We start from the raw sequence: 26,577 nt of genomic DNA on the forward strand, positions 1-26,577 counted from the left end.
CACCAGTTGCGGCGCCATCAGCTTCACCTTGTGACCAAGCTTGGAAAGCTCCCGCGCCCAATATTGCGAAGCCCCGCAAGCCTCCATCCCGATCACGGTCGGCGGCAATTTGGCGAAGAACTCCAGCACCTGCTTGCGCGACAGCTTCTTGCGCAGCACCACCTCCTCCGCCGCATCAACCCCATGCAGCACAAAAATATACTTCGACGTATCCATCCCAATGCGGATAATCTCTCTCACGGACGGCTCCCTTGTCTGAGATTTGCAACAACCTCATTCTGGCACACTGATGCCGTAGGGGGCCGTCCACCCCATCAACCACCGCAGGTCATTGTGGCACACCGCTGTGGCCCCAGCGTTCTCCAACGCTGACAGCTGTGGTTATGGGTCCCGCGTCGCGCTTCCGCCTTCGCTCGTTGAGCTACGGCGGACAAGTCGATTGGCCGGGACGACGGAGGGGATCAAAGATTCTTCAACAACAGCTCCAGCGCCGCTTTCGCGAACGCCTGCATGTTCGCGGCGCGGTCGCTGCTCGCGGTTTCCAGCGTGATCACCTGCTGCTTGGGGCCTGCAACCGCCATGCAGCTATGACCGGCGGCATCGCCGTAGCGATTGCCGGTCGGGCCGGCGGCGCCGGTCTCCGACAATCCCCAGTCGGTCGCGAGGCGCTCGCGGATCTGGCGCGCCAGCAGCTGTGCGTAGGGTTCCGACGACGAACGGAGGCCGCGCATGGCGTCGTCGGAAATGTCCATCAGCGCACGCCGTGCGTCGCGGGTGTAGATCACGCCGCCACCGAGGAAATAGGCCGATGCGCCGGGCACGGCCAGCAGCGATGCCGAGATCAATCCGCCGGTGGAGGATTCCGCGATCGCGATCGTCTGCTTGTTCGCGATCAGTCTTGCGGCGACCTGTTCGGCGATGGATGTGAGTGCGTTCATCGGCGGTCTTTCTCGTTGTTGGCTATGAAAATCCTGTGGGGCGTTCTGCCTTCCTAGCACACCACATCGGTCCCTGCAGAGTTGCACACCGCGGCCCGGCCTGCTTGAATATCGGACAACAACCAAGCCGTGCCTCACCAATTGTCGTGAGAGCGTGCGCGGAGGAAACACCATGACGTCGCCGATCGCGGGCGGCGTGGATTGCGATCTGCATCCCGCCGTGCCTCACCTCACCAGTTTGCTGCCGTACATGAACGACTACTGGCGCGACCAGGTGACGACGCGCGGCATGACGGATCTGATCTCGCAATCCTATCCGACCAATTCGCCGATCTCGTCGCGGCCGGATTGGCGCCCCGCGCAAGGCAAGCCGGGCTCGAGCCTTGCGGACATGCAGCGCCAGGCGCTCGACAAGTTCGGCTCCGCCTATGGCATCTGCAATCCGCTCTACGGCGTGCAGATGGTGTTCTCCGAGGACATGGCCGACGCGTTCTGCCGCGCGTTGAACGACTGGCTGGTCAAGGAATGGCTCGACAAGGACGATCGCCTGCGCGGGTCGATCGTGATTCCGGTGCAGAGCATCGAGAAGGCGGTCGCCGAGATCGAGCGCTGTGCGCGGGATAGGCGCTTCGTGCAGGTGCTGATGCTCGTGATGGGCGACATGCCGCTCGGCAAGCGTCACTACTGGCCGATCTATGCCGCCGCTGAACGGCTCGGCCTGCCGATCGGCATCCATGCCGGCAGCGCCTACCACAACCCGCCGACCTCGGTCGGCTGGGGCTCCTATCATATCGAGGACTATGTCGCGCAGGCGCAGGCGTTCCAGACCCAGCTTACCAGCCTGATCGTCGAGGGCGTGTTCGCGCGTCATCCGAACTTGAAAATGGTGATGCTGGAATCCGGCTTCACCTGGCTGCCGCCGTTCCTGTGGCGGCTGCACAAGTTCTGGCGCGGCGTGCGGATGGAAACGCCGTGGGTCGACCGCGCGCCGCTGGAGATTGTGCGCAGCAACATCCGCTTCTCGCTGCAGCCGGTCGACGCGCCGCCGGACGGGGACACGCTGAACCGGCTGTTCGACCATATGCAGTCGGACGAATTGATCCTATTCTCGACCGACTATCCGCATTGGCAGTTCGACGGCGATGATGTGCTGCCGAAGGGGTTGTCGCAGGACCTGGTCCGCAGGATCATGATCGACAATCCGCATGCGACCTATGCGCGGTTGAAGATGAAGGAGACGACGCCATGAACATTCAGATTCGTGAACGTCCCGAGGCGGGCGCCTCGGCCGGCATCAAGACCGCGATCGCCGATTGCGACATCCATCCGGCGCGCGCGACCAAGGACGAGCTGTATCCTTATCTGGCCAAGCGCTGGCACGCGCATCTCGAGACCTTCGGCGTCCATGCCTATCAGGGCATGATGGAAGGCCCGCCCTATCCGAAGGCGCAGCCCAACGCGTCGCGCCGCGATGCCTATCCGCCGGAAGGCGGGCAGCAGGGCTCGTCGTTGTCGTTCATGCAGAAGCAGCATCTCGATCCCAACAACGTCGCGCTCGGGGTGCTCAACCCGCTCAACACCGGGCAGGGTCTGCGCAACCAGGATCTCGCCGGCGCGATCTGCTCGGCGATCAACGACTGGCAGATCGAGAAATGGACCAGCAAGGATACGCGACTGAAGGGCTCGGTCGTGGTCCCCAATGAGGACGGCGTGGCCGCTGCCGCGGAAATCCGCAAGCGCGCGGGTGACACGAATTTCGTCCAGGTGCTGCTGCTGAGCCGTAACGTCGAGCCGCTCGGTCAGCGCCGCTACTGGCCTATCTATGAGGCGGCGCAGGAAGCCGGTCTTCCGATCGGCGTGCACGCCTTCGGCTTCGGCGGCAACCCGATCACCGCGTCGGGCTGGCCGAGCTTTTATATTGAGGAAATGGTCGGGCATTCGCAGTGCCAGCAGACCGCGCTGGCGAGCCTCGTGCTCGAAGGCGTATTCGAACGTTTCCCCAAACTGAAGATGGTGATGGTCGAGGCCGGCTTCGGCTGGGCGCCGTCGCTGGCCTGGCGGCTCGACAAGGTGTTTGCGCGGCTGCACGCCGAAGTGCCGCATCTGAAGCGCAAGCCGTCGGAATATATCCGCGACCACATCTGGTGGACGACGCAGCCGATGGAGGATCCGGAAAGCCGCGACCATCTGTTCCAGACCATCGAATGGATCGGCTGGGACAGACTGCTGTTCGCGACCGATTATCCGCATTGGGATTTTGACGAGCCGTCGCGCGTGCTGCCGGCCGGCGTCAGCGACGCCAACAAGCAGGCGTTCTATCTCGACAACGCGAAGCAGTTGTACGGTATCGCATGATCCGAAAAAGTGGGAACCGGTTTTTCGCATCAGATCATGCGTGAGAACAACTAATGGCGCGTCATGTGATTGCCCCGGTGGATGAACTGCCGCCGGGGTCGCGAAAATTCCTCGAGATCGACGGACGGCCGATCGCCGTCTTCAACGTCAAGGGCGAGTTCTTCGGCCTGTTGAACCGCTGTCCGCATCAGGGCGCGGCGCTGTGCGAAGGGCCGCTGATCGGACTCGCGTCGTCGTCGGATCCCGGCGAGATCGAATATACCAAGCTCGGCGAGATCCTGCGTTGTCCCTGGCACGGCTGGGAGTTCGACATCCGCACCGGCCAGTCCTATTGCGATCCGCGCCGCTTTCGGGTGCGCGCCTATCCGGTCAGCGTCGAGCCGGGCACCAATGTGGTGAAGGGGCCATATGTGGCCGAGACCATCAAGGTCGCGGTGGAAAGCGACTACGTGGTGGTGGATCTCTGATCACTCGTCATTCCGGGTTCGCCGCTGCGCGCCCCCCGGAATGACGGCGGTTGGAGCCTGCTCCGCCATCATCTGTCGTTCCCGCGCGTAGCGCACCAGCGCGACGAAGCGGTAGATGCCGTGCACGAATTTTCCGTAGGGCATGGTGATGAACAGCGCGAACACGACGCCGAGATGCAGCGCCAGCAGCGGGCCCATCGCGGCGCTCTCGCGCCACAGCAACAGGGCGAGGCCGGTGATGCTGGTCAGGAACAGCATCAGGATGAACGCGGTGTCCATGCCCATCTGCTGCTCGTCGACCAGCACGCGGTCGCGCTTCCATTTCTCCGACAAGAGCCCGATCGGACCGACCACGAGGCCGACGCCGCCGAGCGTGCCGAGCACCACCGGCAAATCCCACCACGCATAGGGCGCCTCGCGCGCCAGCAGATAGTGATAGAGCGTGCCGACGCAGGTCGCGGCGAAGCACAGCGCGAAGCCGTAGAACGTGAAGTGGTGATACAGCTTGCGGCGGTCGGTCGGGTGATCGTCCTCGTTGAAGCAGCCGACACCGCCGCCGTCGAGATAGCGCAGTTCGCCGGCGTCGCGGACCGCCTGCAACAGCGATTTCGCGTCGGTTTTCATGCCGACGGGCTCGCCGATATCGCGCCAAAAGGCGCGCACGCCCATTGCGAGCGCGACGATGGCGTAGAGCAGGGCGGCGCCGAACAGCAGCGCCATCGCGTTGTGCGGCATCAATCTGTAGAACGCACCGGGGCCGGTGTGGATGCCGGTGAGCACGCCGGGATCGTTGATCGCGGCAAAGCCGAAGATGAAGGCGGCGACGCTCAGCGCCGCGATCAGGCTGATGACGAGGCCGTTGCGCGCGAATGCGCCGGAAAAGGCGCGTGGCCAGGCGTAAGCCGCATAGGATTCGGCGCGCGCCACTGCAAGCGTCTTCGGGACGTTGACGTTGAACTCGTGCGGCGGCGAGAACTGGCAGTCGGTATAGCAGGCGCCACAGGCGTGGCAGAGATTGGCCAGATAGTTGAGGTCGCCGTCGGAGAAGGCGCGGCGCATCTCCATCGCGGGAAATACCGCGCACAGGCCCTCGCAATAGCGGCAGGAATTGCAGACCGTCATCAGACGGTCTGCTTCCTGCAAGATCCTCGTCCCGTGCATCTTAGACTCTTTTGTTTGACGCGTTTTCTTGACGCGAACCGGTATCCATTTCGCTCGAAAACGCTACGCTTATCCCGTATCTCGCTATTGCTTCGTCAGTCCCTTGCCTTCCAGCCATGTCTGGATCAGGCCGGCGACCTCGGCATTGTTCTTGTCCATCATCATCATGTGCGAATTGCCCCTGATGCCGGCCTTGGGCAGATCGACCACGTCGACGCTGCCGCCCGCGGCGCGGATGGCGTCGGCGAAGGCGCCGCCGGTGGCGCGAATCTTCGGCCAGCGCGAATCGCGCTCGATGTAATCGCCATAGACCAACAGCGTCGGGATGTTCTTCAACGCGTCGACCTTGGCGGGATCGCCGGCGCCGGCCGGCTCGATCGCGATCAGTGCCTTGACCTTGTCGGGTCGCGCCTGCGCAACCTTGAAGCCGAACGGGCCGGCCTGGCTGTGGAACAGGATGATGCAGGGGCCGACGCGATCGATCTCGGCGATGTAGGCCGCGATCGTCGCGTCATCGGTGGTGGTCCAGCGCGGGACGTTCTGCTTGACGAAGTTCTCGTAGCCTTCGTTCGGGAACTGGCTGCCGGGCATCAGCTTGCGCTTGGCCGGATCGGGATCGTAGGAGTCGGGACCGTCGCCGATGCGAAACCGCTGGAACGGGTTCGACGTGGTGAGAAACACCGGCTCGCCCTTGAAAATGTCGGGGTATTGCGCCCAGCCGGCGCGGCCGCGCTCGACCGCGTCCGAATTGTAGACGCTCCAGCCCTTGCGCAGGAAATAGTTCAGCCAGCCCTCGCGGCCGTCCGGCGTCGTCTCATAGGTGACGCCGGTCAGGCCGCCGCCGTGCCACAGCAGCAGCGGATAGGCGCCCTTCTCGTCTTGCGGCAGGAAGTACTGCACGTACATCTGATCGACCTGGTAGGTGCCGTTCGGGTCGACCTTTGCCGGTACGCCGCCGGGCGTGAAGGTGACGTCCTTGACCGGCTTGCCTGATATCTCGACGAGGCGGCCGCCGACGTGGAACGAGCCCATGTCGCGCAGCGCGATCGGCTCGGCGGCGTTGCTCGTGGCTGACGCCATCAGCGCGGCGGCTGCGGCGAACGTCGCAAGGCGTGACATCGCTCCTCCTCGATCGCGCGTAGTTTAGTTCCGCGCATTCTTCGCCGCTTCCCGCCCGGCGACGCGGCCGAACACGCTGCCGATGGTCATGCCGATGCCGGCAGCGTAGCCCTTGCCGAGCACGTTGCCGGCCATGATCTCGCCGGCCGCGAACATGTTGGCGGACGGCTTGCCGTCCTTCATCAGCATCCGCGACTGCTTGTTCACGCGGGTGCCGAGATAGGTGAAGGTGATGCCGGGCCGCACCGGATAGGCGAGATAGGGCGGCGTCTCGATCCTGCGCGCCCAATGCGTCTTCGCCGGCGTGATGCCTTGGGTAGCGCAGTCGTCGAGGATGGTGTGGTCGAAGGTGCCGGGCTGCACCGCAGCGTTGAAGTCGGTGATGGTCTTTTCCAGCGCGGCTGCATCGAGCTCGAGCTTGCCGGCGAGCTCGGCGATCGTCGCGCCCGCGATCGGCGGAAACAGCGTCGGCATGAAGCTGGTCACGACGGTGGAATCGAAGATGATGTAGGCGATCTGGTCCGGTTGGGCTGCGACCAGGCGGCCCCAGATCGCATAGCGCTTCGGCCAGATGTCCTCGCCCTCGTCGTAGAAGCGCTCGGCGTGCTTGTTGACGACGATGCCGAACACCACCGAGTCATGGCGGGTGATGATGCCGCCGTCGAATTTCGGCGCGCGGGCGTCGATCGCCACCGCATGGCATTGCGTGGGATCGCCGATCTCCTGCACGCCCTTTGCCAGCAGCATCTTCAGGATCGCGCCGCGATTATAGGGCGTGCCGCGGATCAGGAAATTGTCGGCCGCCTCGCCCCAATATTGCTTCAGCCATTCGATGTTGGCCTCGAAGCCGCCGGCGGCTGCCACCAGCGTCGAGGCGCGTACCTCAGTTCGTCCGCCGACCGGCTGCTTCAGTTGGGCCGAGAGGAACATGCCGTGCTCGATCACGAGATCGATCACCTCGGCATCGTAGAGGATGTCGACACCGAGCTCCTCGGCGGTGCGATAGAGCGCGTTCAGCATCGCGCGGCCGCCGCCGAGGAAGAACGAGTTGGTGCGGCCGAGGCTCAGCGTGCCGCCGAGCGAGGGCTGCCAGCGCACGCCCTGTTCGACGATCCAGTTCAATATGTCCTTGGACTCGTGGATCATGAAGCGGGCCAGTTCCTCGTCGGTCTGGCCGCCGGTCACCAGCAGCAAATCCTTCCAGAACTCCTCCTCGGTGTAGGGCCCGGTGAGGATCTCGGTCGCCGCGTCATGGGCGCAGCGCATGTTGCGGGTGTGGCGGGTGTTGCCGCCGCGGTAGAATCTCGGGGCGCCCTCCAGCACCAGGACGGAGGCGCCGGCGCGCCGTGCGCTGATCGCAGCGCAGAGGGCGGCGTTGCCGCCGCCGATCACCAGCACGTCGAACCTGCGCGTCAGATCAACCATGCGCTCTTGTGATCGTTGTTGGCATCGAAAGCAACATGCCGGGGCAAGCGAGCGGCCTGCCCCATTTGCATGCTGAAGATCAGGCCGCGACCGTCTTGCGCTGCTCGATGGTCTGGCCGCCGCGATAGACGATCAGTGCAGCGATGATGCCGAGCGCCGCGCCGAACATCAGCCAGTAGGCAGGCGAGGCCTTGTCCCCGCCGGTCATGGCGATCAGCTTGGTCGCGACAAAGGGGGTCGACGTGCCGAAAATGCCCGCCGCCAGTGCAAACGCGATCGAGAAGCAGGTGGTGCGGACATGCGCCGGCACGATCTCGACCAGGCATCCCAGCATCGTGCCGCTGTAGACGCCGAAGTAGAACGAGAACATCATCTGCACCGCCAGCAGCTTCCCGAGCGTGGGCTCATGCGCGAGCCACGATAGCGCCGGATAAGCGGTCACGAACGACAGGCCCGCGATCGCGAGCAGCACCGGCTTGCGGCCAATGCGGTCGGACAGCGCGCCGCCGACCGGATTCCAGATGAAGTTCGTCACTGCGACGAGCAGGGTCACCAGCAGCGTGCCCGACGCCGAAAGGTGCAGCTCCTTGCCAAAGCCGGGTGCATACACGGTGATGAAATAGAACGTCGTGGTGGTCAGGATGGCGATCATCATGCCGAGGATGACGATGCGCCAGTTCTCGATCGCCGAGGCGAACACTTCACTTGGCGTCGGGTGCTTCTTCATGGCCAGGAAGGCCGGCGTTTCCTCGAGCGAACGCCGCAGCATGAAGATGACGGGAATGATGAGGCAGCCGACAAAGAACGGGATGCGCCACTTGGCGACGCCGCCGATCGCATCCAGGAAGGTATCGCCGGGCATGACCTCGCGCAGGACATATCCGATGATCGCGGCAACGAAGATCGCGACCTGCTGGCTGGACGATTGGAACGAGGTGTAGAAACCGCGGTTGCCAGGCGTCGCGATCTCGGAGAGATAGACGGACACGCCGCCCAGTTCGACGCCGGCCGAAAAACCCTGGATCAGGCGGCCGATCAGCACAATGATCGGCGCGGCGATGCCGATCGCGGCATAGCCCGGGCAGAATGCGATCACGACGGTGCCGAGCGCCATCAGCGCGAGTGTCACGATCAGGCCTTGCCGCCGGCCGATGCGATCGATGTAGGAGCCGAGCACGACCGCGCCAACCGGGCGCATCAGCGCGCCGAGCCAGAACACGCCATAGGCGTTGAGAAGGGCCGCGGTCTCGTTCTGGGCGGGAAAGAACGCCTTTGCGATGTCCTGCGCATAGAAGCCGAACAGGAAGAAGTCGAACTGCTCGAGGAAATTGCCGCTGGTCGCGCGCAGGATGGCGCCGAGACGCGATTTGATTTGCGGTGCTTGCGATGGACTCGACTGCGACATAACGCCCTTTCCTCCCCGTGGCAAAACGGCCGGCGCAAATTGCCGCGCCGGCCAAGGCAGTTAACTGCCGTATGCGGCAATTTGGCACGCCAGTCTGGCGCGACCAACCCGAAATCGCGCCGCTGCTATCGGAAAAAAGCCGTAGAGAAAAACCGCGTGCGCCGCATCAAGGCATCGCATGCGCCGCGGCGCCAAGCCAGGACCGGAATGCCGAGAGCTTCGGTGAATCGGCGCGCCCCTGCGGCGAGACCAGATAGAAGCCCGCGTCGGCGGGCAGCGCGATCTTGAAGGGAACCACGAGGCGGCCCTTGGCGATGTCGTCCTGCACATAGGAGGTGCGGCCCATCGCGATACCGATGCCGTCGATCGCGGCCTGGAGCGTCACGAACAGCAGATCGAAAGTCACGCCGGGCTGCTTGGAAATGTCGGTCGCAAGGCCCGCTGCGGTCAGCCACAGCCGCCAGTCGTCACTGTTGGCGTTGCTGGTGTGCAGCAGCACGTGGTCCCTGAGGTCTTCGGGGCATTTCAGCGGTTTGGTTCCTTGCAGCAGCGACGGGCTGCACACCGGAAACAGTTCATCCGCCATCAGCCAGTCCGCGCGCAGGCCCGCCCATTGGCCGCGGCCATAGCGGATCGCCGCATCGACCTTGTCGCGCTGGAAGTCGACCAGGCTGGTCGAGGTGGTGATGCGGACGTCGATACCGGGATGCGCCTCCTGGAATGCCGACAGCCGCGGCAGCAGCCATTTGGCCGCGAGCGATGCCAGCGTCGAGACCGTCAGCACGTGATCATCGTCCCGGCGCAGCAGGCGATCGGTCGCGAGCCTGAGGTCGTTGAAGGCGGCGCGGACGCCGGGAAGGTATTCGGTAGCCTCCGAGGTCAGGCTCAGCGAGCGGTTCTGGCGGATGAACAGGCGGACGCCGAGTTCTTCTTCCAGTCGCCGGATCTGATGGCTGATCGCGGTCTGCGTCACGTTCAGTTCGGACGCCGCCAGCGTGAAGCTCATGTGCCGCGCTGCGGCCTCGAACGCCCTGAGGCCGTTCAATGAAGGCAGGCGGCTGGTCATCCCTAAAGTGCCTCCAGATACATGACTTTAATTCATGCGAAACGGTACAAAGTGTCGTTTGTGAACAGGCTCAATAACCCCGATATTCCGCCCAACAGGTTACCGATAGGAGCCGCAGATGTCCATTTTCACCCATGAATCGATGACAAATCATCATACGCCGGGCCTTTTGAACCAGGTCGGCGACACCCTGCACGTCTGGTGGGAGCGCTATGAGCGCCGCCGTGAGCTGTCGCAGTGGACCGAGCGCGACCTGCACGACATCGGCATGTCCCGCAGCGACATCGTTTTCGAGACCGAGAAGCCGTTCTGGCGGGCCTGATAGGCCGCCTTCGCCGGCGCTGCCTCGATCGAGGGGCGCCGGCCAGTACTTTCACCCGAGGAGCGTGTCATGACTGCGCTGCATCTCGACGATCTCAAGCAATACTCTGATGTGCTGCGCGCCAGGAACGGCAGCGAGATCAAGGTGCGGTTCGTCGAGCCGCGCGACCGCGAAGAGCTGCAGAGCTACATCCGCTCGCTCTCCGCGGCGTCCCGTTACAACCGCTTCCTGGGCGCACTGAGCGAGCTGCCGAAGACGGAGCTCGAGCGTTTTGTCCACGTCGGCGAGGCAGACCGGTTCACGGTGGTCGCGACGATGGTGGTCGGTGGTTTTGAGACCATCGTTGGCGAAGCCCGCTACGCTTTCCATGCCGATACGTCGAGCGTCGAGTTCGGCCTGTCGATCGATGACCGGTGGCAGGGCCAGGGCATTGGCAAGGCGTTGTTGAAGAATCTCGAATGCCGCGCGGCGTCCTTCGGAGCCGAGCGCGTCTTTGGCGACACGTTGCGTTCCAACGCGGCGATGATCGGCCTCGCCCGCAAGTCTGATTACGCTTTCACTGCAAGCCCCGGCGATTGGAAGCTGGTGCGCTTTGCCAAGGAGATCCACGTCGAGCCGCAAGACATTCCCTGTGCCAGCTGGCGGCTTGCCGCCACTTCCCGCTTGGCCACGATGTCCTCGCTTGCGGTTTGACTGACTAGGCCCGGTTCTGGCCCCTCCAGAACCGGGCCCTTTTCTTTTGGCACTCGGTCTTCACCACTTGCTCTGCTGCCGCCTCTCCCCTTGTGGGAGAGGCCGTAGCGCATGCAGCGTAGCGGAATGCGCTGCGGGTGAGGGGGGCGGCGTCTCGGCAGACTCGCTCTCACGGATGGACCTGAACCCCTCACCCGGATTTCAAGCTAGCGCTTGAATTCCGACCTCTCCCACAAGGGGAGAGGTGACTTCAAAAGCGCTACGCGCTCAATTCCCCCGAAACACCGGCTTGCGCTTCTCGACGAAGGCCTGCACGGCCTCCTTGTGATCCGCTGTCGTGGTGAGGCGGATCAGCCGCTCGGCCTCGTGGTCGCGCGCGGTGGCGAAGTCGAATTGCAGCGCCTCGTCGAGATTGTCCTTCATGTAGCGCAGCGCCAGCGTCGGGCCTTCGGCGATCGATTTCGCCAGCGCGAATGCTTCGTCCTGCAGCACCTCGTCGGGCACCACGCGATTGACGAGACCGATCTGCTCGCACCTTGCGGCATCGACCTTTTCGGAGGTGAACATCAGCTCGCGGGCGCGCGAGGTGCCGACCAGGCGCGTCAGCAGCCAGGCCATGCCATAATCGCCGCTCAGCGCCACGCGCAGATAGCCGGTCGAGATGAAGGCGGATTGCGCGGCGATCCGGATGTCGCAGGCCATCGCGATGGCGAGCCCGGCGCCGACCGCGGGGCCGGGAAGTGCTGCAATGGTGGGCTTGCGCACCGAGGCGAGTGCACCGGTGAGCAGGCGCTGGCGCTCCTGCAGATCCGCCACCTTGTCCTCGTAGGACATTTCGAGCTTCTTCGGATCGCGATTGGCGCCCATGCCCTTGACGTTGCCGCCGGCGCAGAACGCCTTGCCGGCGCCGGTGACGAGCAGCACGCCGACCTCGGGGTTCTCGCCGCAGGTTCGGATCATCGTGCGCAGCGCCGGCGTCAGCGTGTCCGACAGCGAGTTGCGGGCATCCGGACGGTTCAGCGTGATGACGGCGACGCGGTCGCGGATCACGCAAAGCAGTTCGTCGGTGCCGGTCTCGATCTTGATTTCGTTCGACATGTTTCCTCCGGGGGCCAAGTCTTGACCGTCACTTCCTGACCGTCATTGCGAGGAGCGAAGCGACGAAGCAATCCATACTGCAGCTTGCAGCGACATGGATTGCTTCGTCGCTTCGCTCCTCGCAATGACGAATGTGGCGGCGGCTGACAGCCAGCCTACTCCTGTTGCATGATCTCCGTCATCTCAAAACTTCTCAACCCAGGGCCGCAATTCCAGCTCCCAGGTCCAGGCGCTGCGCGGCTGTTGCAGCACGTTCCAGTAGCTCAACGCAATCGCGTCGGGGTCGAGCATCGAGTCCGGCCGGTCGGCGGGCTCGGTGCGGGCGGCGCTGCGGATCCCGCCATCGATCACGAAATGCGCGACATGGATGCCCTGCGGCGACAATTCGCGCGCCATGCTCTGTGCCAGCCCGCGCAATGCGAACTTGCCCATCGCGAACGGCGCCGATTGCGCATACCCCTTGACGCTGGCGGACGCGCCGGTGAACAGGATCGCGCCTTTCTTGTTGGGCAGCATGCGCTTCGCCGCCTCCTGCGCCACCAGGAAGCCGCCGAACGCCGAGACGGCAATCGCACGCTCGACCTCTGACGGCACCAACTCGACGAAGGGACCGCGGCTGCGGCCGGAGGCGTTGTAGACCACGAGGTCGGGGGTTCCGATCTCGCGCTCGACCAAACCAAAAAGGCGTTCGACATCCTCGGCCTTGGTGGCATCGCAGGCATAGGCCTTCGCGCCGGTTTCGGTGCAGAGTGCGCCGAGCTTCTCGATGCTGCGGGCGCCCAGCGCCACGCGAATTCCCTCCCGCGAAAATAGCCGCGTCAGCGAGGCGCTGAGGCCCTCGCCGGCGCCGACGATCAGGGCGATCTTGTACTTCGGAATATCCATTGGGCTTTCCTTTGCTCGGCCGGAGGAGGATAGTCGTGCCCAAACAAATGAGCACCGCAGCCGGGAATTCAATGCAGCCGCACAAGCAGGATCCGAAAACGTCGTCCGCCAGCCAGCCGGGCCTGCTCGCGCCCGATACGACAGGAATGAATTTCTACCGGGCCGATCCGGCGCTGACGGATATTCTGAAACTGCATCTGCCCGAAGCGTTGTTCCGCCACATCGAGCCGCATCTCGATCGGCTCGGCGGACTGGCCGGCGGCTATCTCGACGAATGCGCGCGACTTGCCGACCGCCATACGCCGGTGCTGCACCAGCGCGACAAGTTCGGTCGCGACGTGCAGCATATCGAATATCATCCGGCCTACCGCGAGATCGAGAGGGCCGCGTTCGGTGAATTCGGCATTCATGCGCTCTCGCTCCGCAAGGGCATCATGGGCTGGCCCGACAAATATCCTGTCGTCGCGAAGCACGCCTTCACCTTCCTGTTCAACCAGACCGAATTCGGCATGGGCTGCCCGATCAACGTCACCGACGGCTGCGCAAAGCTGTTGGCGAATTTCGGCAGCGAGGCGTTGAAGGCGAAGTATCTCGACGGCCTGACCCAGACCGACATGAGCAGACTGACGCAAGGCGGCCAGTTCATGACCGAGAAGGAGGGCGGCTCCGACGTCGGCACGCTGACCACGCGCGCGGTGCAGGAGGGTGACCACTGGCGGCTCTACGGCGAGAAGTGGTTCTGCTCGAACGCCGATGCCAAGGTGGTGATGCTGCTGGCGCGCCCCGAAGGCGCGGGGCCCGGCACCCGCGGCGTCGGCCTGTTCCTGATGCCGCGTTTCCTCGATGACGGCTCGCAGAACCACTACCGGATCGTGCGGCTGAAGGACAAGCTCGGCACCCGCTCGATGGCCTCGGGCGAGATCAAGTTCGACGGCGCGATCGCCTACGCCGTCGGCAAGCTCGACCGTGGCTTCGTGCAGATGGCCGAGATGGTGAACTCGTCGCGGCTGTCCAACGGCGTGAAGTCGACCGCGCTGATGCGCCGTGCCTGGCACGATGCGATCACGGTTGCGAGGGGCCGCGTGGTGTTCGGCCAGCGCATCATTGACCTGCCGCTGGCACGGCGGCAGCTGATGAAGATCATGCTGCCGACCGAGCAGGCGCTGTCGATGAGTTTCCTGACCGCTGACGCGCTCGACCGCGCCGAGGCCGGCAGCCAGGATGCCGCAGCGTTGCTCCGCATCTTGACGCCGACCTTGAAATTCCGTGCCACCCGCGATGCCAGAAAAGTTTGCGGCGACGCGATGGAGATGCGCGGAGGCATCGGCTACATCGAGGAATTCGTCACGCCGCGACTGCTGCGCGATGCGCATCTCGGCTCGATCTGGGAGGGCACCGGCAACATCGTCGCGATCGATACGCTGAAGCGTGCGGTCGGACGCCACGGCGCCGACAATGCGCTAGCCGCCGATCTGCATGCGCGGCTCGATGACAGCGCCAATGTGCCGCAAGCCTGGCGCAACCGGCTGCGCGAGCTCAGCGACCGTGCGATCGCGTTCGCCCGCGAGGTCGCGGGCCGCATCGACAATGAGGGCGATGCGCGGCGCGCGACCAGCCTGCTCTATCATGTCGCAAGCGCCGTGGCGCTGGCGTGGGAGGGCGGTCGCATCCACGAGATGCGCGGCGACGCGCGCCGGCTGTTGCTGTCGCGGATGGTGATCGACCATCGCGTGATGCCGGGCGATCCGTTCCGGCTAGCGGAAAATACCGTTCAGCGCAGGATGGCCGATCACCTGCTCGGCGATCGCGCCGTCGGCATGGCCGAGGTTGGCGAATTGCTTGTCGCAGCGTAGGCTGCGCGCGAGCGAACTTTTCAAACAACAAGAACGTCAAGGGAGACCCCGATGAAGGCCGCCGTCCTGCATGAAGTCAATCAGCCGCTGGTGATCGAAGACGTCAGCGTGCCCAATCCGGGGCCGCGCGAGGTCCTGATCCGCACCGCGGTTGCGGGCCTCTGCCATTCCGACCTGCACTTCATGGAAGGCCTTTATCCGCATCCGTTGCCCGCCGTACTCGGCCATGAATCGGCCGGCGTGGTCGAGAAGGTCGGCTCGGACGTCAATTACGTGAAGCCCGGCGATCACGTCGTGACTTGTCTGTCGGTGTTCTGCGGCACCTGCGACAACTGCACCACCGGCCGCACGGTGCTGTGCACCGACACCACGGTGAAGATGCTGCCCGGCGCCTCCAACCGCCTGTCCTGGGGCCGGAAGGAAAAGCTCAACCAGTTCCTCAACCTGTCGTCGTTCGCCGAGCAGATGCTGGTGCACGAGAACGCCATCGTGAAGATCAGGAAAGAGATGCCGCTCGATCTCGCCGCGCTGATCGGCTGCGGCGTCATCACGGGTTATGGCGCCGTGGTGAACACCGCGAAGGTGACCGCCGGCGAGACCGTGGCCGTGATCGGCTGCGGCGGCGTCGGCATGGCTGCGATCAACGGCGCGCAGATCGCTGGCGCCGGCCGCATCATCGCGATCGACACCAATCCGGCCAAGCTGCAACTGGCGACCAAGCTCGGCGCCACCGACATCGTCGATCCCGCTCGCGGTGACGTGGTCCAGCAGGTGCGTGAGCTGACCGGCGGCGGCGTGCATCATTCCTTCGAGGTGCTCGGCCGCAAGGAGACCGCCGAGCAGGCCTTCGCCATGCTGGCGGCGGGCGGCACCGCGACCATCGTCGGCATGATCCCGTTCGGCCAGAAGATCGAGCTGCACGGCTTCGACTTCCTGCGCGAGCGACGCATCCAGGGCTCGTCGATGGGGTCAAACCATTTCCGCGTCGACATGCCGCGCCTCGTTGACTTCTACATGCGCGGCAAGCTGCATCTCGAGGACTGGATCTCGGCCAAGCTGAAGCTCAGCGAGATCAACGAGGGCTTCGCCAACATGAAGGCCGGCAAAACGCTGCGCAGCGTGATCATGTTCGATAGCTGACGCACTTGTCGTCGCCCGGCTCGACCGGGCGACCCAGTACGCCGCGGCGGAAGTTGCGTGAAGCAACTGCGGCCGCGGAGTACTGGATACCCCGCATGAAGCGGGGCATGACAGCGGAGGGTGACGCTGCGAACGTCGCCTTCACCGCGCAACGTGCGCGGACACCGCGAGCCATTTGCCGTTTTGCCGCGCCCAGCAATCGGTGTAGCGGCCATAGGCCTGCTCGCCGTCTGCGGTGGTGTAGCTGGTGCGGGCGTGGATGATGGCGAAATCGCCGAGGATGCGGATCTTGACGTCTTCGGCCTTCAGCCCCTTGATCTTCACCGGGATCGCCGTCTGCTTCAGGAAGGCGGCACGGTCGACCAGGCTCTTGTCGGGATTGGTGCAGTGGAAGTCCTGCGCCAGGATTTCATCGAAGCGCTTGACGTCGCAGTTCTGAACCGAATCGACGTAGTCCTTGTTCAGCTTTGTAAGGTCCTCGAGATCGTTGCTCATTGTTGTTCCTCCCGTTTCACCCCGTCGTCATTGCGAGGAGCGGAGCGACGAAGCAATCCATCGCTCCGCGCACGTTGATATGTGGATTGCTTCGCTTCGCTCGCAATGACGGCTGCTGCGATTGATCTCGCTCAATCATCAAACATCTTCGGCGGCACGAAGCCGCCGAACTCGCGCTCGATCAGCTCGGCGAGCTTGAGCGGCGTGCGGTCCTCGAGCCAGGGGCCGACGATCTGGACGCCGATCGGCAGTCCGTCGGGCGCGAAGCCGGTCGGGATCGCGGTCGAGGGTAGCCCCGGCAGGGTCGCGATGCCGGGCCAGGCGAGCTGGTCGGTGTAAACGTGTGGCACACCGTCGATCAGGATCCTGCGCTGCTCCTGGTCGGGCGAATGATCGTGCGGATAGGCCGGCGTCGGCATGATCGGGCAGATCACCGCGTCGAACGATTTGAACAGCTCGCGCCACTGCGCGCGCAGCCGTGCGCGGCCGCCGTCGGCGATCACCCAGTCGCGATGGCTGAGTGCGATGCCGCGCAACCGTTCGGCCTGCAGGCTGGTGTCGCCGGCCGGCAGCGCGGCCGCGGCTGCGCAGGCGCCGGAATAGACCTCCGGCGGGAAGGACGCCGCGAGAAACGACAGCAGGATCCGCATATAGAGCCGCGAGGAGGCGGCGAAGTCCGGCAGCAGCGGGCTTGTGCGCGACACTTTCGCGCCGGCCTTGTCGAGATTGCTGGCGAGCTTGTCGACGCTTCCGCGGATCACCTTGTCGGTCGGCAGCACCGGATCGCTGTCGATGACAAGGATGCGGAAATCCTTCAAGGCGCTGTGGCGTGCCGCCGGCAGGTCCAGCCGGTAGGCCTTGCCCGCTTCGAGCGGATCGGGACCGGCCATCACGTCGAGCACGAGCGCGAGGTCGGCCGCGCCGCGCGCCATCGGGCCGATCACCGAAAGATCGCGGTCGAACGGCAGTGGCGGCAGCGGCGGCGGGGTGTGGCCGCGCGACGGCAGCAGCGCGAAGGTCGGCTTGTGCGCATAGATGCCGCAATGGAATCCCGGCACCCGCAGCGAGCCGCCGATGTCGGAGCCGAGCGACAGCGCGCCGTAGCCTGCAGCGAGCGCCGCCGACGATCCGCCGGAGGAGCCGCCCGGCGTGCGGCCGAGATCGTAGGGATTGTTGGTGGTGCCGTAGATCTCGTTGTAGCTCTGCCAGTCGGCGAGCCCGACCGGCACGTTGGTCTTGCCCAGGATCACGCCGCCGGCGTCCTTCACCCGCTGGATCGAAAGCGCGTCCTCTGCCGGGACGAAGTCCTTTTGCGGCAGGAAGCCCCAGGTCGTCGGCAATCCAGCGACGTTGAAGGATTCCTTCACCGTCATCGGAATGCCGAGCAGCGGCTTGTGCTCGCCGCGCGCGATCGCAGCATCCGCGGCACGTGCAGCAGCAAGACCGCGCTCGAAGTCGCGCACGCAGACCGCGTTGACCTTGCCGTCATGGCGCTCGATGCGGCCGATCGCATCCTCCGCGAGCTCGACCGCCGAGACCTGCTTCCCGCGCAGCGCCTCCGACAGTTCGACGGCAGTCTTGTAACTCCATTGCCATTTGGCCACGGCGTGCTCCCTGATTTTGGCGGCGATCATGCGCAGAATGGAGCGGGTGGGCAAGACGGGCTTGATTGCAATTGCGCCGACGCGCTAGGGGCGACGTCACACACCGCATAACGCGATCGTGATCATCGGGCTCTGCCTGGCGCGACGAATCCGACCCGCGCTTAATAGGGCGTGCTGCGCGCCGATAGATGCGCCATCGGATTGATGGCGCCGCTCGCGCTGGCGCGCTCGCTGCTCTGCTTGGTCCCTGGTACCGGGAACGCGTATCCAATGATGGTCTTGACGACGAGCCGGTCGGATGCCCGCGTCAGGCCGTAGCCGACGCCGAAGTCGATATCGAAATCACCCACCTTGAAGTCGGTCACCGCGAACAATGTGTGCTGCTGCTCGGCAAGCGGGCTGAAGTCGCCGATTTTGCCGAAATCGGCGTAATATTCGAGGCCGACATACACGTCATCCCTCAGCTTGCGCGCCACGCGGGCGGCGGGCGCGAAATCCGCCTCGCCATATCTGCCGAAGCCGATGTCGACGATCGGGTTGACGATGAACTCATAGTCCGCATTGCGCACGCCGATAATGGGGCGGATCTCCAGGCCCCAGCGGGTCTGCGCAAATTTCGGCATCTCGTGGCTGAGCTCGAAATTGATGCCGTAGAACAGATTGCGCTTGTCGGCGTTCGGCGAGACGAACAGCGTGCGCAGCTTGAAGGCGTCGGACAGGAACTGGCGGTCCTGCACGGCAAACGGCAGATAGAGCCCGAGCTCCCACCAGTCCGTCATGCCATAGGCAAACTCCGGCGTGCCGTTGAGGCTGTGGTTGGACGGAAATCCGCCGGGGAAGGGCGCATCCTTCTGGCCGATGCCGACATAGTTGAGATGCTGCTGGATGGTGAACTGGCCTGGCGCCGCGATGCCGGCGTTGTAGACCTGAATCTCGTCGGTCGCGTTCGCGCGACCGCTGCATCCGAGCGCGGCCAGCACGATCAAGGCTGTGCCGGCCAGAACGCGATGTATGTGGAAACGGCACATCAGGGCACCTCGCTTCCGCGCTACGCCGCGCCGATCAGGATACCGACCGCGAGCACGATCGCGCCGCCGAGCACGATCTGGAACACGGCCTGCAGGAACGGCGTGTCCATGTAGCGCGAGCGGATGAAGGCGATCGCCCACAATTCGAAGAACACCACGATGCCGGCGATCGCGGTCGCGATCCAGAATGCGTTCGGCCAGGCATCGGGCACCAGATAGGGAATGGTGTGGCCGAGGCCGCCGAGCGTCGTCATCAATCCGCAGGTGATGCCGCGCAGCCAGGGCGAGCCGCGGCCGGTCAGCGAGCCGTCGTCGGACAGCGCCTCCGCAAAGCCCATGCTGATGCCGGCGCCGATCGAGGCGGCGAGGCCAACCAGAAACGTCTGCCAGTTGTGATGCGTGGCGAAGGCGGCGGCGAACAGCGGCGCCAGCGTCGAGACCGAGCCGTCCATCAATCCGGCGAGGCCCGGCTGCACATATTGCAGCACGAACATCCGCCGCCGCGTGCGGTCTTCCTCGGCACGCACATCGGGCTTGAGGATATCGCCGGTGAGCTTGACCGCGAGCTTCTCGTGGCCCTTCTCCTCTTCGGCGAGATCGCCGAGCAGGCGCCGCACGCCGACATCGTCGGCTTTCTCCGCGGCCTTGGCGTAGAAGCGCTCGGCCTCCAGCTCCATGGTCTCGACTTCCTTGCGGATGGTGTCGAGCGGCAGGTTCTTGGTCAGCCAGATCGGGCGACGGCGCAGAAATCCTTTGACGTCCTCGCGCCGGATCGGCGGCAGATGCGGACCGAAGCGCTGCTCATAGGTTTCCAGCAGGCGGTGGCGATGGCCGCGCTCTTCCTCCGCCATCTCCTCGAAGACTTTTGCGGTATCAGGATAGCGTTCGGTGAGATCCTCGGCGAAGGACATGTAGATGCGGCTGTCCTCCTCTTCGGAGGCAATCGCGACCGCCAGCACCTCGCGCTCGGTCAAATCGGCGAAATTCTTCACGGCAACGCCTTGTTTACGGAAATTGGAATTAGAATAATTCTAATATGTGTAGGCCGTGCTGGGGTCAATCCACAAAGCCGCGCTATGGCCCTGTTCGTGATCACGATGAAGGGAACCGGGCCGTTCTGTGCCCGTTCGAGTTCCTGTGGCTCACGAGGGGGAATGTATGGACACGGTCAAATATCGGCTGAATGACACGCGCCTGGCGCCGCGGCGGACCAAACTCGAAATTCCGGGCTGGGCGGGCCAACGCGAGCCGCGCACCGACGGCTCACGCGAGCAGGTCTGGCATTGCGTGCCGTTCTCGGAGGGCGCGCAATACGGCATCGAGCTGTTCTACCCCTACGACTTCGAGCTGCACGTCACCACGCGGGATGGCCAGCTGCATCTCGATGCGGATTGGGGTGAGCCGCCGGACAGCGGCGTGCAGTGGCCGCCGTTCCGGAATTTCGGCACGACGTTCTACACCTACCAGATCCTGCTCGACCTCAAGGTCGAACAGGGCATGGCGGTCCGCACCGAGCCGCATCCGCGCTTCTACACCGACCGCACCGATACCGTGCCGATCGCCGTTCCAGCGCTCGTGCGCAATTGGTGGCCGATGATGTTCTTCACGGTGTTCAAGGCGCCGGCGGAAGGGCGCACGCACATTTTCCGGCCGAACGAGCCGTTCGCCCAGATCATCGTGATCCCGGAGGAAGCGAACTTTCAGCTCGAGCAGATGGGCGAGGAGGAGGCTGCCGAACGCGAATTGCAGGCGCGCCGCATCTACAACAATCGGCCCAAACTGGCCGCCGGAACGGAATGGACGTCGTCATCGGACACGGTGTTCGACGGCACATATCGCCATCTGCACCGCGCCGCAAAGGAGAAGGCGCGCAACGATTGAGCGAGATGCCGCATCATAGTCGACAAAACAACGGGGCCCGCGGGCCCCGTTGTGGTATCGCCGATCGGTCGCCATCGCTCAGTAATCGCGACGGTAGAAGCTGTGATGATGATGGTGGTGATGATGGTGATGGTGGTAGCGCCGATAGCGCGGCACCACGATGACCGGGCGATCGTAGTAGTCGCGGCGATAGTAGCCGTGATGATGATGGTGGTGGTGATGGTGGTGGTGGTAGTACTGTGCAAGCTGCACGTTCTCGCGGACCGGAGCGGGCGCAGCCTCGTCGAGCGCCTGCAGCTTTGCGGAGGCGTTCGAGATCGGCTCCAGCAGGTCCGCGTATGAGTTCGCCTGCAGAACGTCGGCCGGGTTCGGCCCAGGCGCAGCTTCGGCGGCACCGACCGCGCCGAACGCGGCCACCGCTCCCAGAAGTCCAGCGATTTTCCTATCCATCTTTGCTCTCCTCAAAAAGTCGCCGGACCGAGCGCCGGTTTCTAGCCACGCCAATCATTGCCCAATGTTTCGTGAACCGCGCATTAACGCCCTGTGACCGGATCGTGGCGGCAGGCATCCGCAACTGACGCGGGACGGATACCGGTTCGCGCGAAGAAAGAACTGCCAAAACGAGAATCTAGAGCGACTGATTCGATCAGAACCGAAGTGGCTCTACCTTGCGCGAGCGAGGAACTGAAGCAGCAGCCGGCTCACTTCGTCCGGCTGTTCCTGCTGCACCCAATGGCCGGCGCCATCGACCAGATCGCAGCCGATCATTTTGGTACAGGCCCTGCTCTGCATCACCTCGAACACGCCGGGCCGCTGATAGGTGCCCCAATCCTGCTTGCCCGAGATGAACGCCGACGGCTGGTCGATGCTGCGGCCGCTCCAGGTCTGCAATTCCGCCGTGAATGCGCCCGAGGTGCCGCAGCGGTACCATTGCAGCCCGCCCTGGAATCCCGTGCGTTGATACTCCGCGCTGTAATAGGCGAGCTCGCGGTCCGGCAGCCAAATGTTGGCGGCGATCGCCTCGCGTGACGGCATCTCCTCGGCGACCGTCGCCGCCATGTCCTTGGCGAGATCCATTACGTAATAGGTCGGCAGCTTTGCCAGCTCGCCCGCCGACCATGATTGCAGCTGATAGGGCTTGTTGCCTTCCCAGTCCGCACTCTTGTGATGATAGTAGGCGCGCAGGAAGTCATGCACGCCTTGCGGAGCGTGATGCATATCGTCATTGGCCTGATACGTCGAATAGTACCATTGGTAGTGCTTGCGCGGCCGCGGCAGCGCGGCCAGCTCCCGATGCACGGGATCTTCACTCGCGGATTTAGCCGGTTCATTGGCCGTATTGAACGGCAACGACGGCGGGCCTGAGAACGGCGCGCTCATCATCACGACCGCACGGAACACGTCGGGGCGGATCAGCGCGCACCACGCCGCGACCGACGAACCGAAATCGTGCCCGATCACAGCATCGACGTGGGCGTAACCGAATGCTGCAACCAGCCCGAGCGCATCCCGCACAAGATTGGGCAGGCGGAACGCGGCGAGGTCGCCGTCGTAATCCGCGCTCCAGCCGGTGGTGCGGCCATAGCCGCGCTGGTCGGGCGCGATCACGTGATAGCCGGCCGCTGCGAGCTTCGGCATCACCTTGCGCCAGGAAAACGCCAGCTCCGGAAAACCGTGCAGCAGCAGCAGGCAGGGCCGGCCAGGTGTTTCGAAGCCGGCTTCGAGCACATGCATGCGCAGGCCGTTGATCCCGTCGACATGGCGCGAGCGGATGGTGGACGGGAGCGGGACGTCGGGGAGCGTTTCCATCTGAGATCACCTGTTGGGCGTCGTCGCAGAACCAGCGCATTTTGCTGTATGCTGACGGCCATTGATTCACGATAGCAACTTTGCCCAGGGGATGCATACCGCATGCGCCACGCGAGGATTGCAGAGCTGACCGGCTCGATGTCGCGTCTCGGTCTGACGGTCGTAGCCGCGAGCCTGATGCTGATCCCGGCGGTTCGTGCCGCCGACGTCAAGGAGCTGACCGAAAAACTGCCGCACGCCTATATCGGCGAATTCCTGTGGGACGACGACAACACGGTGCAGAACGTCGTCATTACTTTCGACAAGGTGCAGGCCTTGAACGAGCAGAACGCGGAAGCGCGTGGCTGCGGTTCATATGAGGTCGGCCGGAGCGTGACCAAGATCGGCGTGCAGATGTTCATTCGGCTGTCCGATCTTGAGGTCGAGATTTTCGAGCGTGCGCCCGACGGCGGAGCATTCGAGACCGAGGGCAGCCATCGCGGAAAGCTGTCGGAGGACCTTCAGCAGATCGATGCGCAGTGGACCACCACGGCATCAGGCAAGCACGGCCAGTTGCATTTGCGCGCCGCGGCGTCGGCTGCCTGCGAGCCGGCGGAGGAGTTGTAGGTCGGCGGGCTCGGCGCAAGCGGCGTCCCGCATGCGCTCTTCATCCTCCCTGACGGGCGGGGCGGATCGTTTGCACTATTTCGGAATATTGGAAATATATCGCTGAGTTGCCCGACGTGTCAAGTTGCCCTGTCGAACGCCGGCAGCCGCCGGCTCCTTTGCATGGGGTTGTTTTCGATATTTTGGCCGCGCGCCCGCGGCGGCCCTCGAGAAGAGGGCGAACCGCGGTCACGGCCTGGCAGGCGCCTTCGGCCAATATTTGTCGCGCAGGTGCCGCTTCACCAGTTTGCCGGTCGGCGTGCGCGGCAGCTCCTGCTCGAAGTCGATGCTCCTGGGGCATTTGATCGGCGACAGATGCTGGCGGCAGAACGCGATCAGCTCGGCCTCGAGCGCCTTGCCGGCCTTGGCGATGTCGTGCGGCTGCACCACGGCCTTGACCTCTTCGCCCATCTCCTCGTTCGGTACGCCGAACACCGCGACGTCGGAGACCGCGGGATGCGTGATCAGCACGTCCTCGGTCTCCTGCGGGTAGATGTTCACGCCGCCGGAGATGATCATGTAGCTCTTGCGGTCGGTCAGATAGAGGAAGCCCTCTTCATCGAGATAGCCGACGTCGCCGAGCGTCGACCAGCCCTTGGCGTTGTAGGCCTTCTTCGTCTTCTCGGGATCGTTGTGATAGGTAAAGATAGGCGCGTCGGCGAAATAGACCTGGCCGATCTGGCCGGTCGGTGCCTCCGCCTCGTTCTCGTCGAGAATCTTGACCTTGCCGACCACCGCGCGGCCGACCGTGCCGCGGTGGGTTAGCCATTGCTGCGAGGTCGAGACCGTAACGCCGTTGCCTTCGGAGCCAGCGTAATACTCGATCAGAATCGGTCCCCACCATTCGATCATCCTGGCTTTGACGTCGACCGGGCAGGGCGCGGCGGCGTGGATCGCGCCCTTCAGCGATGAGACCTTGTAGCGGGTGCGCACCTCGTCGGGCAGCTTCAGCATGCGCACGAACATGGTCGGCACCAGCTGCGACTGCGTCACCTTGTGCTTCTCGACCTGCTTCAAAAATTCCTCGGCGTCGAAATGCTCCATGATGACGGAGGTGCCGCCCAGCACCGTCGCCATCATGTTGAAGCGCAGGGGAGCCGCGTGATAGAGCGGCGCCGGCGACAGGTAGATGCTGTCGGCGTTCATGCCGCACATGTCGGCGGTGAGAATCCGCAGGAACGGGTTCGGCACGTCGATCCGGTTGCCCTCGAACTCCTTCTTGATGCCCTTGGGGCGGCCGGTGGTGCCGGAGGAATACAGCATGTCGTAGCCGGCGACTTCGTCGGCAACCGGCGTGGTCGGCTGCGCGCCGGCTTCCTTGTCATAGGAGCGGAAGCCCGGCGCCGGCTCGTCCATCATGTAGAACAACGGCTCGCCCGGTTCGCCCTTGATCAGGCCCTTTACCTTGTCGGCGCATTGCGGCGTGGTGATGAACACCTTGGCGCCGCAATCCTTGATGATGTAGGCGATCTCCTCTTCCGTCAGGTAGCGGCTGATCGCCGTGTAATAGAGGCCCGAGCGCTGCGCGGCCCAGCAGATCTCCATGAAGGCGAGGCGGTTTTCCATCAACAGCGCGATGTGGTCGCCGGCCTTCAGGCCGAGCGAGCGGAACAGATGCGCGCCCTGGTTCGAGAGCTCGTCGAGCTCGCGATAGGTGATCGCCTTGCCGCTGCCCGCCATCTGGTAGGCGATCTTGTTCGGATGGTTACGCGCGTGGATGGACGGATGGGTCATTGTGTTTCCTCAGGACGTCAAAAGTGGTCGTCCCCGCGAACGCGGGGACCCATAACCACCGATTTTTGTTGTTGGACTGGGTTGTGGCCCCAGCCGGGCCTAACCACGGGCATCTGTGGTTATGGGTCCCCGCGTTCGCGGGAACGACATCTGTTGTGTGGAGGCTGCGTGCCTCGTTTCTCGCGACGTTACAGACGTTCGACAATCGTGACGTTGGCCATACCGCCGCCTTCGCACATGGTTTGCAGGCCGTAGCGCTTGTTGCGCTGTTTGAGGGCATGCAGCAGCGTCGTCATCAGCTTGGTGCCGCTTCCGCCGAGCGGATGGCCGAGCGCGATCGCGCCGCCATTGACGTTGAGCCGGGCCGGATCGGCGCCGGTGGTCTTCAGCCACGCGGTCGGCACCGAGGCGAACGCCTCGTTGACCTCGAACAGGTCGATGTCGTCGATTGTCATGCCGGCCTTCTGCAGCGCGCGCTGGGTCGCCGGCAGCGGCGCTTCCAGCATGATCACGGGATCGCCGCCCATCATGGTGAGGTGATGGATGCGCGCCAGCGGCTTGACGCCGAGCGCCTTGAGGCCCTTCTCGTTGACGACCATGACGCCGGAGGCGCCGTCGCAGATCTGGCTGGCGCTGGCCGCGGTCAGCTTGCCGTTCTCGGCGATCAGCTTGACGCCCTTGATGCCGTCGAGGCTGGCGTCGAAGCGGATGCCTTCGTCGATGTGGTGGGTGTCGGTCGAGCCGTCGGCGCGGGTGATCTTTACCGGCACGATCTCGTCCTTGAAGTGGCCGGCTTGGGTCGCCGCGATCGCGCGCTGATGGCTGTTGTAGGAGTATTCGTCGAGCTCATCCTTCGACAGGCCGTACTTCTCGGCCATCATCTCTGCGCCGGTGAACTGGCTGAAGACGATGTTGGGATACTTCGCCTCGATGCCGGGGCTCTTGTAGTGGCCGAAGCCGTTCTTGGCCGGCAGCGAGGAGGCGAGGCCCATCGGCACGCGGGTCATCGATTCCACGCCGGCCGCGATCACGCAGTCCATGGTGCCGCTCATCACGGCCTGCGCGGCGAAATGCAGCGCCTGCTGCGAGGAGCCGCACTGACGGTCGATCGAGGTCGCGGGCACGCTCTCCGGCAGTTTCGAGGCCATCACGGCGTTGCGCGCGATGTTGGTGGATTGCTCGCCGGCCTGCATCACGCAGCCCATGATCACGTCCTCGACCTGCGCGGGGTCGACACCGGTGCGATCGACCAGCGCATCAAGCACCGTGGCGGCCAGATCGGCCGGATGCCAGCCGGCGAGACGCCCTCCCTTGCGGCCGCCCGCGGTGCGAGCGGCGGCGACGATATAGGCCTCGGCCATGTCTGATCTCCCTGATGTTTCTGGATTGGGGCTGGTAAGTTGGGCCGGATTTAAGGGGCGGCTCAGCATTTAGTCAATCAATCAATTAACTCT

25 protein-coding genes and 1 pseudogene are annotated in these 26,577 nt (G+C 64.2%); 9 read left to right on the plus strand and 17 right to left on the minus strand.

Going from position 1 to position 26,577, the window contains the following annotated elements; translation table 11 throughout:
- Positions 1-240 (minus strand): annotated as a pseudogene (locus FNJ47_RS18205) (IS110 family transposase); the annotation flags it as partial.
- A gap of 221 nt (positions 241-461) precedes the next feature.
- Entirely contained in the window at positions 462-938 is a 477-nt protein-coding gene (locus tag FNJ47_RS18210) for a CinA family protein (RefSeq protein ID WP_163155440.1), read from the minus strand.
- A 172-nt stretch (positions 939-1,110) separates the two neighbouring features.
- On the opposite strand from FNJ47_RS18210, the gene FNJ47_RS18215 reads away from it, so the two are divergent.
- The 3 genes from FNJ47_RS18215 to FNJ47_RS18225 are packed head-to-tail and all read left to right on the plus strand — an operon-like array spanning position 1,111 to position 3,760.
- A complete protein-coding gene (locus FNJ47_RS18215; protein ID WP_163155442.1) occupies positions 1,111-2,187 on the plus strand; it encodes an amidohydrolase family protein in 1,077 nt (358 codons plus the stop codon).
- Complete coding sequence (locus tag FNJ47_RS18220; RefSeq protein ID WP_163155444.1) at positions 2,184-3,293, plus strand: amidohydrolase family protein; 1,110 nt, start codon at positions 2,184-2,186, stop codon at positions 3,291-3,293. Before FNJ47_RS18215 ends, FNJ47_RS18220 begins: the two co-directional genes overlap by 4 nt.
- 53 nt (positions 3,294-3,346) lie before the next feature.
- Entirely contained in the window at positions 3,347-3,760 is a 414-nt protein-coding gene (locus tag FNJ47_RS18225) for a Rieske (2Fe-2S) protein (protein ID WP_016846808.1), read from the plus strand.
- Here FNJ47_RS18225 and tcuB read toward each other — a convergent pair whose 3' ends face one another.
- The 5 genes from tcuB to FNJ47_RS18250 form a co-directional block, all read right to left on the minus strand.
- Positions 3,761-4,921 carry a tricarballylate utilization 4Fe-4S protein TcuB gene (gene tcuB / locus FNJ47_RS18230; protein WP_163155452.1) on the minus strand — a complete coding sequence of 387 codons (1,161 nt, stop codon included), beginning with the start codon at positions 4,919-4,921 and terminating at the stop codon, positions 3,761-3,763. It lies immediately after the preceding gene.
- 84 nt (positions 4,922-5,005) lie between these two features.
- Positions 5,006-6,040 (minus strand): alpha/beta hydrolase, encoded by a 1,035-nt coding sequence (locus FNJ47_RS18235; protein ID WP_163155454.1) that lies wholly within the window; start codon positions 6,038-6,040, stop codon positions 5,006-5,008.
- A 24-nt stretch (positions 6,041-6,064) separates the two neighbouring features.
- Positions 6,065-7,465, minus strand: a complete 1,401-nt coding sequence (tcuA, locus tag FNJ47_RS18240) for an FAD-dependent tricarballylate dehydrogenase TcuA (protein ID WP_175068392.1) — start codon at positions 7,463-7,465, stop codon at positions 6,065-6,067.
- Between the two features lie 79 nt (positions 7,466-7,544).
- Entirely contained in the window at positions 7,545-8,870 is a 1,326-nt protein-coding gene (tcuC, locus tag FNJ47_RS18245; protein WP_163155456.1) for an MFS transporter, read from the minus strand.
- Positions 8,871-9,036: 166 nt separating this feature from the next.
- Positions 9,037-9,936 carry a transcriptional regulator GcvA gene (locus FNJ47_RS18250; protein WP_163155458.1) on the minus strand — a complete coding sequence of 300 codons (900 nt, stop codon included), beginning with the start codon at positions 9,934-9,936 and terminating at the stop codon, positions 9,037-9,039.
- Positions 9,937-10,054: 118 nt separating this feature from the next.
- On the opposite strand from FNJ47_RS18250, the gene FNJ47_RS18255 reads away from it, so the two are divergent.
- Entirely contained in the window at positions 10,055-10,258 is a 204-nt protein-coding gene (locus FNJ47_RS18255) for a DUF1127 domain-containing protein (protein ID WP_163155460.1), read from the plus strand.
- Positions 10,259-10,327: 69 nt separating this feature from the next.
- On the plus strand, positions 10,328-10,951 hold the full coding sequence (locus tag FNJ47_RS18260) for a GNAT family N-acetyltransferase (RefSeq protein ID WP_163155462.1): 624 nt from the start codon (positions 10,328-10,330) through the stop codon (positions 10,949-10,951).
- A gap of 267 nt (positions 10,952-11,218) precedes the next feature.
- Here FNJ47_RS18260 and FNJ47_RS18265 read toward each other — a convergent pair whose 3' ends face one another.
- Both FNJ47_RS18265 and FNJ47_RS18270 read right to left on the minus strand, forming a co-directional pair.
- Positions 11,219-12,049, minus strand: coding sequence for an enoyl-CoA hydratase (locus tag FNJ47_RS18265; protein ID WP_163155464.1), 831 nt, complete (start codon positions 12,047-12,049; stop codon positions 11,219-11,221).
- 183 nt (positions 12,050-12,232) lie between these two features.
- Complete coding sequence (locus FNJ47_RS18270) at positions 12,233-12,934, minus strand: SDR family NAD(P)-dependent oxidoreductase (protein ID WP_163155466.1); 702 nt, start codon at positions 12,932-12,934, stop codon at positions 12,233-12,235.
- Between the two features lie 71 nt (positions 12,935-13,005).
- Between FNJ47_RS18270 and FNJ47_RS18275 the strand changes: the two genes are divergently transcribed.
- Both FNJ47_RS18275 and FNJ47_RS18280 read left to right on the plus strand, forming a co-directional pair.
- Positions 13,006-14,787: an acyl-CoA dehydrogenase family protein gene (locus FNJ47_RS18275; protein WP_163155506.1), complete on the plus strand. Its 1,782-nt coding sequence runs from the start codon at positions 13,006-13,008 to the stop codon at positions 14,785-14,787.
- Positions 14,788-14,838: 51 nt separating this feature from the next.
- Positions 14,839-15,927: a Zn-dependent alcohol dehydrogenase gene (locus tag FNJ47_RS18280; RefSeq protein WP_163155468.1), complete on the plus strand. Its 1,089-nt coding sequence runs from the start codon at positions 14,839-14,841 to the stop codon at positions 15,925-15,927.
- Positions 15,928-16,068: 141 nt separating this feature from the next.
- Here the strand turns inward: FNJ47_RS18280 and FNJ47_RS18285 are convergent, their stop codons facing one another.
- From FNJ47_RS18285 to mbfA, 4 genes are all read right to left on the minus strand, one after another.
- Positions 16,069-16,422: a nuclear transport factor 2 family protein gene (locus tag FNJ47_RS18285; protein WP_163155470.1), complete on the minus strand. Its 354-nt coding sequence runs from the start codon at positions 16,420-16,422 to the stop codon at positions 16,069-16,071.
- A gap of 131 nt (positions 16,423-16,553) precedes the next feature.
- On the minus strand, positions 16,554-18,026 hold the full coding sequence (locus FNJ47_RS18290; RefSeq protein ID WP_163155472.1) for an amidase: 1,473 nt from the start codon (positions 18,024-18,026) through the stop codon (positions 16,554-16,556).
- Between the two features lie 161 nt (positions 18,027-18,187).
- Complete coding sequence (locus tag FNJ47_RS18295) at positions 18,188-19,054, minus strand: hypothetical protein (RefSeq protein ID WP_235999953.1); 867 nt, start codon at positions 19,052-19,054, stop codon at positions 18,188-18,190.
- 20 nt (positions 19,055-19,074) lie between these two features.
- Positions 19,075-20,046 carry an iron exporter MbfA gene (mbfA, locus tag FNJ47_RS18300; RefSeq protein ID WP_163155474.1) on the minus strand — a complete coding sequence of 324 codons (972 nt, stop codon included), beginning with the start codon at positions 20,044-20,046 and terminating at the stop codon, positions 19,075-19,077.
- Positions 20,047-20,212: 166 nt separating this feature from the next.
- On the opposite strand from mbfA, the gene FNJ47_RS18305 reads away from it, so the two are divergent.
- Positions 20,213-20,935: a hypothetical protein gene (locus tag FNJ47_RS18305; RefSeq protein ID WP_163155476.1), complete on the plus strand. Its 723-nt coding sequence runs from the start codon at positions 20,213-20,215 to the stop codon at positions 20,933-20,935.
- A gap of 78 nt (positions 20,936-21,013) precedes the next feature.
- Here the strand turns inward: FNJ47_RS18305 and FNJ47_RS18310 are convergent, their stop codons facing one another.
- Both FNJ47_RS18310 and FNJ47_RS18315 read right to left on the minus strand, forming a co-directional pair.
- Positions 21,014-21,385, minus strand: coding sequence for a hypothetical protein (locus FNJ47_RS18310; protein ID WP_163155478.1), 372 nt, complete (start codon positions 21,383-21,385; stop codon positions 21,014-21,016).
- A 213-nt stretch (positions 21,386-21,598) separates the two neighbouring features.
- Positions 21,599-22,744, minus strand: coding sequence for an alpha/beta fold hydrolase (locus FNJ47_RS18315; protein ID WP_163155480.1), 1,146 nt, complete (start codon positions 22,742-22,744; stop codon positions 21,599-21,601).
- 102 nt (positions 22,745-22,846) lie between these two features.
- Between FNJ47_RS18315 and FNJ47_RS18320 the strand changes: the two genes are divergently transcribed.
- Positions 22,847-23,350 carry a hypothetical protein gene (locus tag FNJ47_RS18320; RefSeq protein ID WP_163155482.1) on the plus strand — a complete coding sequence of 168 codons (504 nt, stop codon included), beginning with the start codon at positions 22,847-22,849 and terminating at the stop codon, positions 23,348-23,350.
- Positions 23,351-23,578: 228 nt separating this feature from the next.
- Here the strand turns inward: FNJ47_RS18320 and FNJ47_RS18325 are convergent, their stop codons facing one another.
- Both FNJ47_RS18325 and FNJ47_RS18330 read right to left on the minus strand, forming a co-directional pair.
- Complete coding sequence (locus tag FNJ47_RS18325; protein WP_163155484.1) at positions 23,579-25,123, minus strand: acyl-CoA synthetase; 1,545 nt, start codon at positions 25,121-25,123, stop codon at positions 23,579-23,581.
- A gap of 188 nt (positions 25,124-25,311) precedes the next feature.
- The gene (locus FNJ47_RS18330) at positions 25,312-26,484 is read right to left on the minus strand and encodes an acetyl-CoA C-acetyltransferase (protein ID WP_163155486.1); all 1,173 of its coding nucleotides are present in this window, start codon (positions 26,482-26,484) and stop codon (positions 25,312-25,314) included.
- Positions 26,485-26,577 lie beyond the last annotated feature (93 nt).

Origin of the sequence: Bradyrhizobium uaiense (assembly GCF_010811875.1) — a bacterium.
GTDB lineage: Bacteria > Pseudomonadota > Alphaproteobacteria > Rhizobiales > Xanthobacteraceae > Bradyrhizobium > Bradyrhizobium uaiense.

Bases quoted from the DNA above. Each gene is read 5' to 3' on its own strand.
- FNJ47_RS18210 (WP_163155440.1), bottom strand. From the start codon at position 938: ATGAACGCACTCACATCCATCGCCGAACAGGTCGCCGCAAGACTGATC.
- FNJ47_RS18215 (WP_163155442.1), top strand. From the start codon at position 1,111: ATGACGTCGCCGATCGCGGGCGGCGTGGATTGCGATCTGCATCCCGCC.
- FNJ47_RS18220 (WP_163155444.1), top strand. From the start codon at position 2,184: ATGAACATTCAGATTCGTGAACGTCCCGAGGCGGGCGCCTCGGCCGGC.
- FNJ47_RS18225 (WP_016846808.1), top strand. From the start codon at position 3,347: ATGGCGCGTCATGTGATTGCCCCGGTGGATGAACTGCCGCCGGGGTCG.
- tcuB (WP_163155452.1), bottom strand. From the start codon at position 4,921: ATGCACGGGACGAGGATCTTGCAGGAAGCAGACCGTCTGATGACGGTC.
- FNJ47_RS18235 (WP_163155454.1), bottom strand. From the start codon at position 6,040: ATGTCACGCCTTGCGACGTTCGCCGCAGCCGCCGCGCTGATGGCGTCA.
- tcuA (WP_175068392.1), bottom strand. From the start codon at position 7,465: ATGGTTGATCTGACGCGCAGGTTCGACGTGCTGGTGATCGGCGGCGGC.
- tcuC (WP_163155456.1), bottom strand. From the start codon at position 8,870: ATGTCGCAGTCGAGTCCATCGCAAGCACCGCAAATCAAATCGCGTCTC.
- FNJ47_RS18250 (WP_163155458.1), bottom strand. From the start codon at position 9,936: ATGACCAGCCGCCTGCCTTCATTGAACGGCCTCAGGGCGTTCGAGGCC.
- FNJ47_RS18255 (WP_163155460.1), top strand. From the start codon at position 10,055: ATGTCCATTTTCACCCATGAATCGATGACAAATCATCATACGCCGGGC.
- FNJ47_RS18260 (WP_163155462.1), top strand. From the start codon at position 10,328: ATGACTGCGCTGCATCTCGACGATCTCAAGCAATACTCTGATGTGCTG.
- FNJ47_RS18265 (WP_163155464.1), bottom strand. From the start codon at position 12,049: ATGTCGAACGAAATCAAGATCGAGACCGGCACCGACGAACTGCTTTGC.
- FNJ47_RS18270 (WP_163155466.1), bottom strand. From the start codon at position 12,934: ATGGATATTCCGAAGTACAAGATCGCCCTGATCGTCGGCGCCGGCGAG.
- FNJ47_RS18275 (WP_163155506.1), top strand. From the start codon at position 13,006: ATGCAGCCGCACAAGCAGGATCCGAAAACGTCGTCCGCCAGCCAGCCG.
- FNJ47_RS18280 (WP_163155468.1), top strand. From the start codon at position 14,839: ATGAAGGCCGCCGTCCTGCATGAAGTCAATCAGCCGCTGGTGATCGAA.
- FNJ47_RS18285 (WP_163155470.1), bottom strand. From the start codon at position 16,422: ATGAGCAACGATCTCGAGGACCTTACAAAGCTGAACAAGGACTACGTC.
- FNJ47_RS18295 (WP_235999953.1), bottom strand. From the start codon at position 19,054: ATGTGCCGTTTCCACATACATCGCGTTCTGGCCGGCACAGCCTTGATC.
- FNJ47_RS18305 (WP_163155476.1), top strand. From the start codon at position 20,213: ATGGACACGGTCAAATATCGGCTGAATGACACGCGCCTGGCGCCGCGG.
- FNJ47_RS18310 (WP_163155478.1), bottom strand. From the start codon at position 21,385: ATGGATAGGAAAATCGCTGGACTTCTGGGAGCGGTGGCCGCGTTCGGC.
- FNJ47_RS18315 (WP_163155480.1), bottom strand. From the start codon at position 22,744: ATGGAAACGCTCCCCGACGTCCCGCTCCCGTCCACCATCCGCTCGCGC.
- FNJ47_RS18320 (WP_163155482.1), top strand. From the start codon at position 22,847: ATGCGCCACGCGAGGATTGCAGAGCTGACCGGCTCGATGTCGCGTCTC.
- FNJ47_RS18325 (WP_163155484.1), bottom strand. From the start codon at position 25,123: ATGACCCATCCGTCCATCCACGCGCGTAACCATCCGAACAAGATCGCC.
- FNJ47_RS18330 (WP_163155486.1), bottom strand. From the start codon at position 26,484: ATGGCCGAGGCCTATATCGTCGCCGCCGCTCGCACCGCGGGCGGCCGC.